Here is a 13,356-nt window from a genome sequence, read left to right on the forward strand (position 1 = left end):
CATGCACGACGAAATCGACGACGGCGCACCTTCCGCGCCGGTATGGCCCGCGTTCGCCGACCTGATGTCGGTGCTGCTCGGTGCATTCGTGCTGATCCTCGTCGGCGTGATCGGCATGCAGCTGCAGCTCACGTCGAAGCTCGAGGAAGCCGTGCGCGCGCGCCAGCAGGAGGCGCAGCAGCGCAAGTCGCTCGAAGAGGCGCTCGCCGGGCCGCTCGCGGCCGGCCGCGTGACGCTCGTGAACGGACGCATCGGCATCAGCGGCAACGTGCTGTTCGCGCTGAACTCCGACCAGCTGCAGCCCGAGGGCCGCGATCTGCTGAAGACGCTCGCCGCGCCGCTGGCCGCCTACCTGAAGACGCGCGACGAGATCCTGATGATCAGCGGCTTCGCCGACGACCAGCAGGTGCGTGCCGGCAACCGCCAGTTCGCGGACAACTGGGAACTGTCGGCCAAGCGCGCGCTGACGGTCACGCGTGCGCTGATCGACGCCGGCGTGCCGGCGCCGTCGGTGTTCGCGGCCGCGTTCGGCTCCGAGCAGCCGGTCAGCTCGAATGCGGACGATGAAGGCCGAGCGAAGAACCGCCGCGTGGAGATCGCGCCGGTGCCGCGCAAGACCGCATCGAGCGGAGGGAAGGCAAAGTGACGGGCGACGCGACGCATGTGCGCGCGACGCTCGACGCGTGGCGCGAGCAGGGCGCCGACCGGCTGGATCCGGTGCGCTTCCATCGGCTCGACGCGCTCGAAAAGCGCGCGGCCGCGCTCGACGGCGACGCGCGCGCGTTGCTCGATGCGCGGCTCGCGACGCTGCTGGAAGGGTTTGCGGAGATCGTCTCGCGAGCCGGTGAGACGGCAGCCGCGAGCGAGACGGCGCAAGCCGCCGCCCGGGCGCCCGCGCGCGGCCTGCTCGGCGGGCTCGTCGAGCAGCTCGCGCGCGATGCACAGGCCGATCGAAGCGGGATCGATCCCGAACTGATCGACTACTTCCGCACGACGTGGTCGAAGGTCCGCACCGAACAGCAGTATCGCCAGTCGCTCGACCAGGTGCCGCGCAACGCGGGGCCGCTCAATTCGAACAGTCTCGTGCATCGATCGCTCGCGACGATGCGCGAATTGTCGCCGGAATACCTGCAGCAATTCATGTCGTACATCGATGCGCTGGCGTGGCTCGAGGATCTTGCCGGCGGCGGCGCTCAGCCCGAGAAGGAAGCGCCGCGCGCGAAGGTCGCGAAGCCGACGAAACCCGCGAGGAAGACCACGCGCGCCAAGGCGCGATAACGCACGTCTTCGGCCGCGCCGCCGCGCGGGTTGTCGTCTAGCGACCCGGCGCCTGCGCGTCGATCGCCGCGCGCAGTGCATGCAACGCGTCGATCAGCGCCGACGCGAACGGCGGATGCGCGGCGATGCCCGCCGCGTCGAGCCGGCTGCCGAGGATCGGCAACGTGATCGACGCGCGCTCGACGATGCACGTCGACATCACCGACAGCGTTTCGCGCAGCGCCGCGTCCGCATGCGTCGCGCGCGGCGACGCGTTCAATACCGCGACCGGCTTGTACACCACGGCCTCGCATCCCACGACCCAGTCCAGCGCGTTCTTCATCACGCCCGTCACGCCGTGCGCGTATTCCGGGCTCGCGATCAGCACGCCGTCCGCCGCGTTCAGCCGCTCGATCAGGTCGCGCACCGCGGCCGGCGACGGATATTCGGTATCGGGATTGAACAGCGGAAACTCGCCGAGACGATCGAAACGCGTGATGCGCATCCCGCGCGGCGCGACGCGTGCGGCGGCGTCCAGCAGCGCCGCGTTGTACGACTGCGCGCGAAGGCTGCCGCATAGCGCGACGATGTCGATGCGGCGTTCGGAATCGGTTCGGAGTTCGGTAGCCATCGGGGAGCGTCGGGGAGGGTGGCTTGCGCGGCGACGCCGCGCGAATCCGACGGATTATCGCATCGGTGCGTGAGCGACGTGGCGCGCGTTCGCGATGCGGTGCAGGCGATGCCAGTCGCGTCCTTCCCGCGGAAACTTCACGTCCTGACGCTCCGCGGCGAGCGTATCGATCATCCCGGTTACGCGCGTCAGGTCGCCGAGTGTCCATCCGTTGCCGAGCAACAGCCGGCGCGTATGCAGCGCACCGTACACGTCGTCCGCGACGGCCTCGCCGAGATAGCGCAGCGCGCGGCCTTCGACGTCGACGAAGCCGTGCCGGTAGTCGTGCGCGAGCGCGGTCCAGAGCTGCGCCGCGCCGATCGACTGACGCGCGCCGCTGATCAGGCACAGGCCCGCGTCGAGGCCCCATCGATACAGCGTCGTCGCGAGCCCCTTGCGTTGCGCGGACCCGCGCAGCCGCGTGTGCGGCGCGCGCAGATAGCGGTCCGCGCGGCGCGGCAGTTCGGGGAGCCGGTTGAAGATCGTGTAGCCGGCGAGCTGCCGGGCCGACGGATCCTCGACGTAAAGGAAGTATTCGCCGTCGGCCTCGCGGTGGCGGACGATCAGGCCCGAGTCGCCGAGCGCGACGGCCGGCAGGCCGTGCAGGCGATGGCCTGGCTGGTGCAGACGCGCGTAGAGCGTGTCGAGTTCATCGTCGATGTCGTGCTGGGAATGCTGTACGTCGATACGCATGGCAAAAGGCGCCCGTCCCGGGCGCATCGAGAAAGGGGTTCATCGCAAACGGGAAAAAGGAAATGGCAGCGGCCCCCGGGCTCGGCGAGCGAGCCGGGGCCGCGAATCAGCTGGGGATGTGCTGGAAACCGGCGGCGATCGCGGCGAGGCCCGCGATGCAGAGTGCGAACAGGATCAGGACTTTGTGGATCACGCCTCTCTCCTCATGAACGCGCGGCGCCGAAGGCGGCGCCGCGGAGACGGTGATGGCGGGCACGGCCCGCGCGGCCGTCGTGCGGGACGACGGTCGGAGGTCCGGGCGGCAGGCGCGCGGACGGTCAGCACCATACGCGACGGGCACGGGGCGGGCAATCGGACTGCGGGAGAAAAGCGACGAAACGCGGCGAATCGCGGTGTTTCGCGACAATTGGTCGCAAGGGGGCGCGCGTGTCGATGCCGTTTGCCGGCGGTTGTCTCGAAATCACATACTGCCCGGCTGCCCGTCGCCGCCTCACACCGCCTGCCGCACCCCGAACGCCTGCCTGATTCGCGCGAACAACCCATGCTGCGCGATCCACTCGGCATACGCGCGATAGTCAGGATCACGCATCAAATGACGCTCCTCCGTCTTCGCCCGCGTGTAGTAAATCAGATTGACCGCGACGAGCCCCGCGCAGTGCATGAGCGCGACCTGCCAGCCGAGCGGTTCGACGAACGGCACCGACACCATCCAGTACGACAGATTCTTCGTGATGTACGCCGGATGCTTCGTGAAACGATACGGGCCCGACGTGATGATGCCGCGGTTCGTGAGGTTCGAGAAACGCAGCCCGAACGAGATCGTCGACAGCGCGTAGGTCATCAGCAGCAGGATGATCGCCGCACCCCAGATCACGCGCAGCGTCGGCGCGGACAGCAGCCAGTTGTCCCAGAACAGCGAGCCTTCGTAGCGGATGTAGTTGTTCGAGATCAGCGACCAGAACGGCTGGTAGCACATCAGCGCGGCGACCCAGCCGAGCGTGGTCGGCTCGACGGTGCGCACGTGGCTGTCGAGGATGCGGAACGTGCACAGATAGCCGACGGTGCCGAACATCAGGTCCATCGTGAACGACAGGTCGTACAGGAATACGAACGTCGCGAGCGTCATCGGCGCGTGCAGCGCGTTCGCAAGCGACGCACTCAGGTGATCGGCGTCCTTCGACAGGTAGACGGTCATCAGCGGCAGGAAGAACGCCTTCACGCCCCAGCCGGCGAGCATCTCGCGCACGGGCTGCCAGCTCGCGGGCTTCTCGCGGCGAAACAGGTAGCGGCCCCACAGCAGGTACGCGTCGTCGGTTTCGCGCTGGTGGCGATCCATCCACGCGAAGTAGAACGGCGCGGCGACGATCACGTACGGCGCGAGCGAGCGCAGCAGCGACCAGAACGGCAGGTAGAACGCGCCGTGATATTCGGGCAGCAGCCAGTAGATCATGCCGATGCCGGCGTAGATCGACGTCAGCGCGCCGAGCCGCGTCGCGACGCGAGCGAGCCCGAGCGGGCGCACGGCCTGCCGCGACAGTCCCGCGCTCGGACGCAGGTAGACGCGCGAGATGAAGATTTCGTGCAGCGCGATCGTGCCGATGATCGCGAGGCTCGCGATGACCGCGCGCGTGGCCGCGTCGAGGTTCGGCTGGTCGCGCGTGATCCACAGCGCGAAGAGGCCGGCCGCGATGCCGAGCAGGCCCGCGCGGAATGGCGTGGCGGAACGGGGCGGGCGGTCCTGGACCGCGGCGATGCCGTCGAGCGTGGAGTTCATGATCGGATCCTCGTCGGGATGATGGCCGGCGCCCCCGTCTGGCGGGTGACGCCGGCCGTCGGCCGGGCTTTGGATTGGTATGTGCCCGGCCACTGGCCTGTGGTTCTGATAGGTGCAGCGTTACTTCTTCGGGACGGCGCCGAGCAGACCGCCGAGCAGGTTCGTCACCGGTGCCAGCAGGTTGGTCGCGCCAGCCGTGGTGGTGCCGTTCGAACTGCCGGTGAGGCCGGCCGTGACGGCGCCGCTGCCGGACGGCGTCGTCACCGTGCCGGCCGCGCCGCCCGGGCTGGCCGTGCCGAGCGCACCGAGCGCGCCGGCCGGCGAGGTCAGCGAGCCCGTCAGCGTGCCGACCGGGCCGCTCGTCAGCGCACCGCCGAGGTTGCCGGTCAGGTTGCCGCCCGGTGTCGTGACCGTGCCGGTGAGGCTTGCGCCAAGCGGCGTCAGCGAGTTGACGAGGCCGGTGACCGGTGCAAGCAGGCCGCCGATGCCCGAGCCGCTGGTACCGCTCGTGCCGCTGGTGCCGCCCGTACCGCTCGAACCGAGGCCGCCGAGCGCGCCCGTCACCGTGCCGAGAAGGCCCGTGATCGGCGCGAGCGGGCCGCCGCTGGTGCCGCTCGTCCCGCTGGTGCCGCCGGAGCCGCTCGAGCTGCTGCCGCCGCCGAGCCCGCCCGTCAGCGTCCCGAGCAGGCCGGTGATCGGCGCGAGCGGGTTGGTGCCGCTGCTGGAGCTGCCGCCGGACAGCAGGCCGCCGGCCGACGACACCGTGTTGCCGAGCTGGGACACGCTGCTGCCTGCGCTCGTGCCGACCGGGTTGCCGGTCGCGTTGCCGACCTGCGTACCGGCGAGGCCGAGGCCGCTGCCGAGCGTGTTCAGCAGGCCGCTGAGCGGGGCGCCGAGCAGGGTCGCGCCGCCGAGCATCTGCGTGGCGCCAGGTGTCGTGACGCCGCCGGTCAGCGTGTTCGTGATCGGGTTGATCACGCTGCCGAGCTGCGTTTCGAGTTGCTGGACCGGCGCGCTGTTCAGCGCGGTGTTCAGCGCCGATGCGGTCGAGTTGACCGCGGTGCCGACCGTGTTGACCAGACTGCCGACCAGGGTCGTCGCCGGCGCGAGCGGCGACAGCGGACCGGTGCCGAGGCTCGTCACCGCGTTGCCGAGGTTGTTGACCGCGCTGCCGGCGCCGGTCAGCAGGCCGGTGGTCGACGTGAGCGTCGGGCCGAGCGGGTTCGGCGACACGCCGATCGAGCCGAGGCCGGCCGCGACGCCGTTGCCGAGCGACTGCACGCCGTTGCCGAGGCTCGTGACCGCGTTGCCGATGCTGGCGGCCGTCGTCGGGTTCGTGCCCGGAACTTGCACGCCGCCGATCTGCGAACCGCCGTTCGCGACCGTCGTGCCGAGTGCCGTGACGAGCGTGCCGGTTTGCTGGAGGACGTTGCCGAGCGGGGTGACGTTGGTGCCGGAGGTGCCCGAGGTGCCGGAAGTGCCCGAGGTACCGGAGGTGCCTGACGTACCGGAGGTGCCCGACGTACCGGAGGTACCCGAGGTACCGGAAGTGCCCGACGTGCCGGAAGTGCCCGACGTACCGGAGGTGCCCGAGGTGCCGGAAGTGCCCGACGTACCGGAGGTGCCCGAGGTGCCGGAAGTGCCCGACGTGCCGGAAGTGCCCGAGGTGCCGGAAGTGCCCGACGTGCCGGAAGTGCCCGAGGTACCGGAAGTGCCGGAAGTGCCGGAAGTGCCCGAGGTGCCGGAAGTGCCTGACGTGCCGGAAGTGCCCGACGTACCGGAGGTGCCCGACGTACCGGAGGTGCCTGACGTACCGGAGGTACCCGAGGTACCGGAAGTGCCCGACGTGCCGGAAGTGCCCGACGTGCCGGAAGTGCCCGACGTGCCGGAAGTGCCCGACGTACCGGAGGTGCCCGAGGTGCCGGAGGTACCCGAGGTACCGGAAGTACCCGACGTACCGGAAGTACCCGAAGTGCCAGAGGTACCCGAAGTGCCAGAGGTACCCGAAGTGCCAGAGGTACCCGAAGTCCCGGACGTCCCCGACGTGCTCGGTTTGATCGGCGGAGTGACCGGTCCGTCGACCGAGCCGCAGCCGTACAGCGAGAGCAGCGACAGGACGGCCAGCGATACCGCCGACTTCTTTAAGTAATGGTGCATGGTGGCCTCGACATTGGAAGTTGTGTCCGGGCCATTACTGCAAATTCCGCGCCATGACACCTTTCGCGAAACGCGCCAGCGCTTTGTTGCGGGAATCGGGAATATCGACGCGAATTAAACGGAGGAATGGCGCTTTCGCGAGACGGAGACGCCGGACGTGCCGGCGCACTCGCCGTGATGTTCCCGTAAGGAACCGTAACGCCGGGCCGGATGTTACGTAGCGTTCGACCCGACGTTCCGCGCGTGACGCGGCCGGCCACGACCCGAGGACACGGTCTTTGACGAAACGCCCGCGCGCCGCGAACATGACGCGGACCCACCCGGCCGCGGGCAACGCCGAAGCGGCCACGACTTCAGACAGGACACGACATGAGCGAACAGGACAGGGAACAGGGCAAGGCGCGCCGTACCGAGGTGATGGGCGAGGCGTTCGTCGAGCGTGCGATGCGCGACCTCGACGGTTTTTCGCGTCCGTTGCAGAACTGGCTGAACGAGCACGCGTGGGGCAGCACGTGGCAGCGCGGCGGGATCGACCTGAAGACGCGCAGCCTCTGTACCTGCGCGATGCTGGCCGCGCTCGGCCGCGGCACGGAACTGAAGGGCCACGTGCGGGGCGCCCTCAACAACGGCGCGAGCCTCGTCGAAATCCGCGAGGTGCTGCTGCACAGCGCGTTGTACGCGGGCGCGCCGGCGGCGGTCGAGGCGTTCCGCAGCGCGCGCGAGGTCATGACGGAACTCGGGCTGTCGCTGCCCGACGACGAAGGCTGACCGGCACGCGGCGCGTCGCGTGCCGGCAGGCCCGCGGCGGATCAATGCGCGACGTGCGCGCTCTGCGTTGGCGTCTCGACCGGCGCGGCGGCGACTTCGAGCAGCCAGTCCGCCGTTGCGTCCGGAATCGTGACCGGCAGCATGTGCCCGCCTTCGACGACTTTCAGCCGCACGCGCGCCGACTTCTGCGCGAGCGCCTCGCCGTGCGTACGCCAGTTCAGGATCGGATCGGCGCGACCGTACAGCACGTCGACCGGCAACGCGAGGTCCGCGTAGCGGCGCTCCATCGCGGGGAGGTCGACGGGTGCCGACAGCAGGTCCGTCGCCGTTGCGTAGAACACGTGCGGCCGCATCCCGAGCAGCCCGCCGCCCTTCACCGGGAAGTCGCGCGGCACGGCTTCCGGCGCGAACACCTGGCTAACGGCCTTGCGGCCGGTCAGGATCGTCAGCGGGATCGCGAAGGTCCACGACACGAAGCGGCGCACCAGCGGCGACGGCAGCATCAGCGGCTTGAACGGCGCCGGCGGCTCGGTCTGCTCGTGCGACAGCGGCGCGATCAGCGCAAGCCGGCTCACGCGCTCCGGATGGTTGAGGCCAACCGCGAGCGCGATCGCGCCGCCGAGCGAGTGGCCGACGAGCACGGGCCGATCGAGCTTCAGCGCATCGATGAACGCGGCGATCGTGCGGGCCTGCGCGAACACGTTCGCCTGCGAACCGGCGCCGCGCAGCGAGCGGCCGGCGCCGGGCCGGTCGACGAGGATCACGCGATGATGCTGCGCGAGCCGCGTGAGCGGCAGGTACGCGAAGTTGCGCCATTGCCCGGCGAGCCCGTGCACGAACACGAGCGGCGGGCCGCTGCCGTATTCGACGTAATGGATGTGGTCGCCGTCGATGTCGACGAAGCGGCCTTCGGGCGGAAACGCGCGCGTCACGCGGCGCGCGACGTAGCCGGAAAACAGCGCAAGCGCGGCGAGCACCGCGACGACGCCGAGCAGCACGTTCTGGATCAGGTGGAGCGTATGGCTCATGTCGGCCTCAACGGGTTTCGAGTATGGGGTCGGCGACCGGCGCGGCGGCCGGGCCGGCTTTCGCGCGGCGTTCGAACTGCATCGCCGAATCGGCGAGCCCGCTGAACTTCAGCGACGCGAGATCGAGCACGTAGTTCTGATGGAATTTCCAGGGCTTGCGGTGCCCCTGCTTCGGCAGGATGCCGGCCGCGCGCTGGATGTAGCCCGAGCTCAGGTTCACCGCCGGCACGTCGCCGAGATCACCCGCGCCGAGCCGCGGCACGCAGGTGTCGTAGCCGTTCGCGCGCATGTGGTTGAGCAGCCGGCACACGTAGCGTGCGATCAACTCGGCCTTCAGCGTCCACGACGCGTTCGTGTAACCGAACGACGATGCGAGGTTCGGCACGTCGCTGTACATCATTCCCTTGTAAGACACGGTCTGCGGCAGATCGACCGCGCGGCCGTCGACCGTGACGCGCGCGCCGCCGAGCATCTTCACCTTCAGTCCCGTCGCGGTGACGATCACGTCCGCGTCGAGCTGCTGGCCGCTCTTCAGCTTCAGGCCGGTCGGCGTGAAGCGCTCGATCTCGTCGGTGACGATCGAGGCGCGGCCCGCGCGGATCGACTTGAACAGGTCGCCGTTCGGCACGAGACACACGCGCTGGTCCCACGGCATATAGCGCGGCGTCAGATGCTTCGCGACGTCGAAGTCGGGGCCGAGCTGCTTGCCGGCCGCGCGGATGATGAACCGTTTCGTCTGCTCGGGCTTGCGGCGCGACACGTTGTACAGGTACATCGTCAGCAGTACGTTCTTCATGCGCACGATCCGGTGCGCGAGGCTCGACGGCAGCACGCGGCGCAACGCGTTCGCGATCTTGTCGCGTGCGGGCAGCGACACGATGTAGGTCGGCGAGCGCTGCAGCATCGTCACGTGTTTCGCATCGGCCGCCATCGACGGCACCAGCGTGACGGCCGTCGCGCCGCTGCCGATCACGACGACGCGCCGGTCCGCGTACGGCAGGTCCTTCGGCCATTGCTGAGGATGAACGATTCGGCCTTCGAACGATTCCATGCCGGCCCAGTCGGGCAGGTAGCCGCCGTCGTAGTCGTAATAGCCGCTGCACATGTAGAGGAAGCGGCACGTGTAGACCAGCGTGTCGACCGCGCCGTCCCGCGTGCGCTCGATGTGCACTGTCCAGCGCGCGCGGTTCGAATCCCAGTCTGCCGCGACCACTTTCTGGCCGTAGCGGATCGTCTGGTCGATGCCGTACGCGCGCGCGGTGTCGCGGATGTAGTCCAGGATCGTCTGGCCGTCCGAGATCGCCTTGTCGCTGTGCCACGGGCGGAAGCTGTAGCCGAGCGTGAACATGTCGGAATCCGAACGGACGCCGGGATAGCGGAACAGGTCCCAGGTGCCGCCGATTGCGTCGCGCGCCTCGACGATCGCCACGCTCGCATACGGGCAGCGCCGCTTCAGGTGATAGGCGGCGCCGATGCCGGACAGGCCGGCGCCGACGATCAGCACGTCGAGGTCGCGGCTGTCGCCGCGGGCGGACGGCACGTCGCGCCGCTCGGTCGTCGTCGAGGTCATGCGGGATCCTTGGTCGGGGTGGTCGGGAGCGCGGCCGGCGCATGGATGCGCTCGAGATTGCGCGCGCGGGCGCGGCGCACGTGGCGCAGCACCAGCCGCTGGTAGCCGGCGCCGAGCAGGCGCGCGAGCTTGTCGAGGCGGCGGGCATCGGCGCCGACCAGCACGCGGCGCGCGTTGCGCTCGACGCCGGCGAGGATCTGCCGCGCGGCATCGTCGGCCGTCGTCGCGTTGATCAGGCGGTTCGCCTGACGGCGGTGGGTCGCTTCGTCCTGGCCCGTGAGCGCGTGGATGCTGGTGTCGACGCGGCTCGCGTCGACGATGTTGGTCGCGACGCCGCCCGGATGCACGCAGGTCGCGCTGACGGGCGCGCCGTCGAGTTCGAGCTCCATCCGCAGCGCCTCGGTGAAGCCGCGCACGGCGAATTTGGTCGCGTTGTACGCGCTCTGCGTCGGCATCGCGACGAGCCCGAACAGGCTCGACGTGTTGATCACGTGCCCGTCGCCCGACGCGCGCAGATGCGGCAGGAACGCCTGCGTGCCGTGCACGACACCCCAGAAGTTGATGCCGACGATCCATTCGAGATCGGCGATGCGCGCGGTCTCGGCGCTCGCGGCCAGCGACACGCCCGCGTTGTTGAAGACCAGGTTGACCTTGCCGTGTTCGGCGCGCACGTCATCGGCCCACGCGAACACCGCATCGCGGTCGGCGACGTCGAGCCGCCGCGTGCTCGTGCGCACGCCGTGCTTCGCGCACGCGGCCGCCGTGCCGGCGAGCCCGACTTCGTCGACGTCGGCGAGCGCGACCTCGCAGCCGCGTCGCGCGAGCTCGACCGCGAGGCTGCGGCCCATGCCCGAGCCGGCGCCCGTGATCGCGGCGACCTTGCCGGAAAAACCCTTCATTCGTCGTTCCTCCCGTTCCGCTTGCGCTGCGTCGGCGGCGCGCCTATTGTGGTGTTATTCGTCACCACTTTAGTTTTCGGGTGTCCTGATGTCAAATAGCGAAATGGAGAAAGCACTCGAAACGGAAAAACGGGGCCGGGCATACGGCGGCGTGGCACCCGAGGTGCGGGCCGCCGAGCGGCGCGATGCGCTGATCCGCGCGGCGACGCGCGTGTTCGGCACGGTCGGCTTCCGCAAGGCGACCGTGCGGTCGATCTGCCAGGAAGCAAAGCTCAACGATCGCTATTTCTATGCGGCGTTCGACAGTACCGAGGATCTGCTGCGCTGCACCTACCTGCATCACGCGCAGCAGTTGCACGACGCGGTCGCGCGGGCGGTGGCGGAGCGCGGCGGCGATCTGCGCGAGCGCATCGACGCGGGGCTCGCCGCGTTCTTCGGATTCCTGCGCGATCCGTGCGCGGCGCGCGTGCTGCTGCTCGAAGTGATGGGCGTAAGCGCGGATACCGACATGACGTACCAGCGGATACTGATCGACTTCGGCAAGCTGATCATGGCGATCGGCACGGCGCGCGAGGCCGTGACGCCTGCCGAGCGCACCGAGCAGCGGCTCGTCGGGCTCGCGCTGGTCGGCGCGATGACGAACGTCGGCGCGGCGTGGCTGCTCACCGGGTATCGCGACCCGGAGGCGCAGATGGTCGCGAGTTGCAGGAAGGTGCTGCTGGGGACGTTGCGCGAAGCGGGCTAGGAGGCGGCGACGATCGGACCTGCGCGATTCGCATCCGGTTGCGTTGCGGAGCCGTCCGACGCTTCAGCCCCTCGAGCGTTTCGATCGTGCCGGCGTCACCGACCGCGCTTCTCCGATCCTCGCCTTCATCGCATCGATGAACGCACGCACCTTCGGCGAAGGCAGCCGCGTCGACGGATACACCGCGTGAATCCCGGCCCGCGCCGAGCGCCATGCGGGTAGCAGCCGGACGAGCCGGCCGGCCGCGACGTCCTCCGCGATCGAGAAATCCGTCAGGAGCCCGAAGCCGCCGCCCGCGAGCGCGATCGCACGGCAGGCCGTCGCCGTGTTCGACACGACGGGCGCGACGCAGCGCACCGACGCATGGCCGCCGCTCGCGTCGAGAAGTTCGAGCGTATGCGGGCGCGACAGCGTCGACAGCATCACGAATGGCAGCGCGGCGAGCGCATCCGGGGCGCGCGGCAGCCCGTGCCGCGCGACGAACGCCGGGCTCGCGACCAGCCATTTCTCGTACTCGCCGAGTTGCACCGCGCGATAGTTCGAATCCGCGAGGCGGCCGATGCGGATAGCGACGTCGAGATTGTCCGCGACGAGATCGACGACGCGATCGTTCGCGATCAATTCGACGTCGAGCCCCGGATGCGCGTCGCGCAGCGCGACGACGGCCGGTGCGACGACGAGCGCGCCGTAGTCGATCGGCACGCTCACGCGCAGCGTGCCGCGCAGCGGCCCCGCGTCGGACGACACCGCGTCGAGCGCGCTTTCGGTCGCGCGCACGATGTCGCGGCACGCGTCGTAGAACGCGCGCCCCGCATCGGTCACGCTCAGCCGCCGCGTGGTGCGCACCAGCAGGTTCGCGCCGACCTCGGACTCGAGCCGCTGCATGTGCGTGCTGACGACCGTCTTCGCGAGGCCGAGCCGCTCGGCCGCGGCCGTCAGCGAGCCGGCATCGACCACCGCGACGAAGATCGCCAGCCGGTTCAGGTTCACGTCGCGAAGATCGGCCATCGTCGATTGTCCTATGGAAAAGGATAATGTTTCAGCGATTATCCGTCTTCTGGACACGAACGGCGAGCGCTACGCTGGGGCCGTTCGTCGCCGATTCCCGGCGGCGCGAGATCCAGGAGCCTCTCCATGCCAGCCGCCAGCAAGCCCGCCCGTCCGGTTCGTGTCTATTCGTTCCCGCTGTCGGGGCATGCGCATCGCGTGCGGCTGTTCCTGTCGCTGCTGGGGCTGCCGTTCGACACCGTCGACGTCGATCTCGCGGCCGGCGCGCAGCGCGAACTCGCATTCCTCGCGCTCAATCCGCTCGGCCAGGTGCCGGTGATCGACGACGACGGCACTGTGCTCGCCGATTCGAACGCGATCCTCGTCTATCTCGCGAAGCGCTACGGCGACGCGCACTGGCTGCCCGACGATGCCGCCGGCGCGGCGACCGTGCAGCGCTGGTTGTCATACGCGGCCGGGCCGATCGCTTCGGGGCCGGCGGCCGCGCGGCTCGTCACCGTGTTCAGCGCGCCGCTCGATCACGACGCGGCCAAGCGCACGGCCGCGAAGGTGCTGGCCGTGATCGACCGGGAACTCGCCGGCAAGCCGTTCGCGGCAGGTGCGCAGCCGACGATCGCCGACGTCGCCGCCTACACGTACATCGCGCACGCGCCGGAAGGCGGCGTGTCGCTCGAACCGTATCCGCACGTGCGCGCGTGGCTCGCGCGCGTCGAGGCGCTGCCGGGCTTCGTCGCGATGCCGCCGACCCGCGCCGGCCTGCTTGCCGCCTGACGCGAAGCCGCGCCTT

The 13,356-nt window shown here is 69.7% G+C and carries 15 protein-coding genes; 6 read left to right on the forward strand and 9 right to left on the reverse strand.

Features of this window, described 5'->3' with window-relative positions:
- Nucleotide 1: 1 nt before the first annotated feature.
- Both ACV22V_RS02025 and ACV22V_RS02030 read left to right on the forward strand, forming a co-directional pair.
- On the forward strand, nucleotides 2–646 hold the full coding sequence (locus ACV22V_RS02025; RefSeq protein ID WP_059531940.1) for an OmpA family protein: 645 nt from the start codon (nucleotides 2–4) through the stop codon (nucleotides 644–646).
- Nucleotides 643–1,278 (forward strand): DUF2894 domain-containing protein, encoded by a 636-nt coding sequence (locus ACV22V_RS02030; RefSeq protein WP_448012852.1) that lies wholly within the window; start codon nucleotides 643–645, stop codon nucleotides 1,276–1,278. The genes ACV22V_RS02025 and ACV22V_RS02030 overlap by 4 nt, the downstream gene beginning before the upstream one ends.
- 37 nt (nucleotides 1,279–1,315) lie before the next feature.
- Here the strand turns inward: ACV22V_RS02030 and ACV22V_RS02035 are convergent, their stop codons facing one another.
- From ACV22V_RS02035 to ACV22V_RS02055, 5 genes are all read right to left on the reverse strand, one after another.
- Nucleotides 1,316–1,888: an NADPH-dependent FMN reductase gene (locus tag ACV22V_RS02035; RefSeq protein ID WP_448012853.1), complete on the reverse strand. Its 573-nt coding sequence runs from the start codon at nucleotides 1,886–1,888 to the stop codon at nucleotides 1,316–1,318.
- A gap of 54 nt (nucleotides 1,889–1,942) precedes the next feature.
- Nucleotides 1,943–2,620 carry a histone acetyltransferase gene (locus tag ACV22V_RS02040; protein ID WP_448012854.1) on the reverse strand — a complete coding sequence of 226 codons (678 nt, stop codon included), beginning with the start codon at nucleotides 2,618–2,620 and terminating at the stop codon, nucleotides 1,943–1,945.
- Nucleotides 2,621–2,726: 106 nt separating this feature from the next.
- Nucleotides 2,727–2,876, reverse strand: a complete 150-nt coding sequence (locus ACV22V_RS02045) for a hypothetical protein (RefSeq protein WP_156441416.1) — start codon at nucleotides 2,874–2,876, stop codon at nucleotides 2,727–2,729.
- A 234-nt stretch (nucleotides 2,877–3,110) separates the two neighbouring features.
- Nucleotides 3,111–4,394, reverse strand: a complete 1,284-nt coding sequence (locus ACV22V_RS02050; RefSeq protein WP_448012855.1) for an isoprenylcysteine carboxylmethyltransferase family protein — start codon at nucleotides 4,392–4,394, stop codon at nucleotides 3,111–3,113.
- Between the two features lie 120 nt (nucleotides 4,395–4,514).
- Nucleotides 4,515–5,747: a collagen-like triple helix repeat-containing protein gene (locus ACV22V_RS02055; protein WP_448012856.1), complete on the reverse strand. Its 1,233-nt coding sequence runs from the start codon at nucleotides 5,745–5,747 to the stop codon at nucleotides 4,515–4,517.
- On the opposite strand from ACV22V_RS02055, the gene ACV22V_RS02060 reads away from it, so the two are divergent.
- Together ACV22V_RS02060 and ACV22V_RS02065 are read left to right on the forward strand one after the other, a co-directional pair.
- A complete protein-coding gene (locus tag ACV22V_RS02060) occupies nucleotides 5,692–6,543 on the forward strand; it encodes a hypothetical protein (RefSeq protein WP_448012857.1) in 852 nt (283 codons plus the stop codon). The two genes, ACV22V_RS02055 and ACV22V_RS02060, sit on opposite strands and share 56 nt — an antisense overlap.
- A 377-nt stretch (nucleotides 6,544–6,920) precedes the next feature.
- Nucleotides 6,921–7,319, forward strand: a complete 399-nt coding sequence (locus ACV22V_RS02065; protein WP_059689450.1) for a carboxymuconolactone decarboxylase family protein — start codon at nucleotides 6,921–6,923, stop codon at nucleotides 7,317–7,319.
- Between the two features lie 41 nt (nucleotides 7,320–7,360).
- Here ACV22V_RS02065 and ACV22V_RS02070 read toward each other — a convergent pair whose 3' ends face one another.
- The 3 genes from ACV22V_RS02070 to ACV22V_RS02080 are packed head-to-tail and all read right to left on the reverse strand — an operon-like array spanning nucleotide 7,361 to nucleotide 10,816.
- Complete coding sequence (locus tag ACV22V_RS02070) at nucleotides 7,361–8,347, reverse strand: alpha/beta fold hydrolase (protein WP_448012858.1); 987 nt, start codon at nucleotides 8,345–8,347, stop codon at nucleotides 7,361–7,363.
- A gap of 7 nt (nucleotides 8,348–8,354) precedes the next feature.
- Entirely contained in the window at nucleotides 8,355–9,917 is a 1,563-nt protein-coding gene (locus tag ACV22V_RS02075; RefSeq protein WP_448012859.1) for a flavin-containing monooxygenase, read from the reverse strand.
- Entirely contained in the window at nucleotides 9,914–10,816 is a 903-nt protein-coding gene (locus ACV22V_RS02080; protein WP_059689452.1) for an SDR family NAD(P)-dependent oxidoreductase, read from the reverse strand. Before ACV22V_RS02080 ends, ACV22V_RS02075 begins: the two co-directional genes overlap by 4 nt.
- 103 nt (nucleotides 10,817–10,919) lie before the next feature.
- On the opposite strand from ACV22V_RS02080, the gene ACV22V_RS02085 reads away from it, so the two are divergent.
- Nucleotides 10,920–11,561, forward strand: coding sequence for a TetR/AcrR family transcriptional regulator (locus ACV22V_RS02085; protein ID WP_257129925.1), 642 nt, complete (start codon nucleotides 10,920–10,922; stop codon nucleotides 11,559–11,561).
- A 63-nt stretch (nucleotides 11,562–11,624) separates the two neighbouring features.
- Here the strand turns inward: ACV22V_RS02085 and ACV22V_RS02090 are convergent, their stop codons facing one another.
- The gene (locus tag ACV22V_RS02090; RefSeq protein ID WP_059699736.1) at nucleotides 11,625–12,569 is read right to left on the reverse strand and encodes a LysR family transcriptional regulator; all 945 of its coding nucleotides are present in this window, start codon (nucleotides 12,567–12,569) and stop codon (nucleotides 11,625–11,627) included.
- Between the two features lie 126 nt (nucleotides 12,570–12,695).
- Between ACV22V_RS02090 and ACV22V_RS02095 the strand changes: the two genes are divergently transcribed.
- Nucleotides 12,696–13,340, forward strand: a complete 645-nt coding sequence (locus ACV22V_RS02095; protein WP_448012860.1) for a glutathione S-transferase family protein — start codon at nucleotides 12,696–12,698, stop codon at nucleotides 13,338–13,340.
- Nucleotides 13,341–13,356: the final 16 nt, after the last annotated feature.

The organism is Burkholderia sp. AW33-5, assembly GCF_053427615.1.

What these genes read in the sequence shown, in the direction of transcription:
- ACV22V_RS02025 (WP_059531940.1), top strand. Translation starts at nt 2, where the DNA reads ATGCACGACGAAATCGACGACGGCGCACCTTCCGCGCCGGTATGGCCC.
- ACV22V_RS02035 (WP_448012853.1), bottom strand. Translation starts at nt 1,888, where the DNA reads ATGGCTACCGAACTCCGAACCGATTCCGAACGCCGCATCGACATCGTC.
- ACV22V_RS02040 (WP_448012854.1), bottom strand. Translation starts at nt 2,620, where the DNA reads ATGCGTATCGACGTACAGCATTCCCAGCACGACATCGACGATGAACTC.
- ACV22V_RS02050 (WP_448012855.1), bottom strand. Translation starts at nt 4,394, where the DNA reads ATGAACTCCACGCTCGACGGCATCGCCGCGGTCCAGGACCGCCCGCCC.
- ACV22V_RS02065 (WP_059689450.1), top strand. Translation starts at nt 6,921, where the DNA reads ATGAGCGAACAGGACAGGGAACAGGGCAAGGCGCGCCGTACCGAGGTG.
- ACV22V_RS02070 (WP_448012858.1), bottom strand. Translation starts at nt 8,347, where the DNA reads ATGAGCCATACGCTCCACCTGATCCAGAACGTGCTGCTCGGCGTCGTC.
- ACV22V_RS02075 (WP_448012859.1), bottom strand. Translation starts at nt 9,917, where the DNA reads ATGACCTCGACGACGACCGAGCGGCGCGACGTGCCGTCCGCCCGCGGC.
- ACV22V_RS02080 (WP_059689452.1), bottom strand. Translation starts at nt 10,816, where the DNA reads ATGAAGGGTTTTTCCGGCAAGGTCGCCGCGATCACGGGCGCCGGCTCG.
- ACV22V_RS02085 (WP_257129925.1), top strand. Translation starts at nt 10,920, where the DNA reads ATGGAGAAAGCACTCGAAACGGAAAAACGGGGCCGGGCATACGGCGGC.
- ACV22V_RS02090 (WP_059699736.1), bottom strand. Translation starts at nt 12,569, where the DNA reads ATGGCCGATCTTCGCGACGTGAACCTGAACCGGCTGGCGATCTTCGTC.
- ACV22V_RS02095 (WP_448012860.1), top strand. Translation starts at nt 12,696, where the DNA reads ATGCCAGCCGCCAGCAAGCCCGCCCGTCCGGTTCGTGTCTATTCGTTC.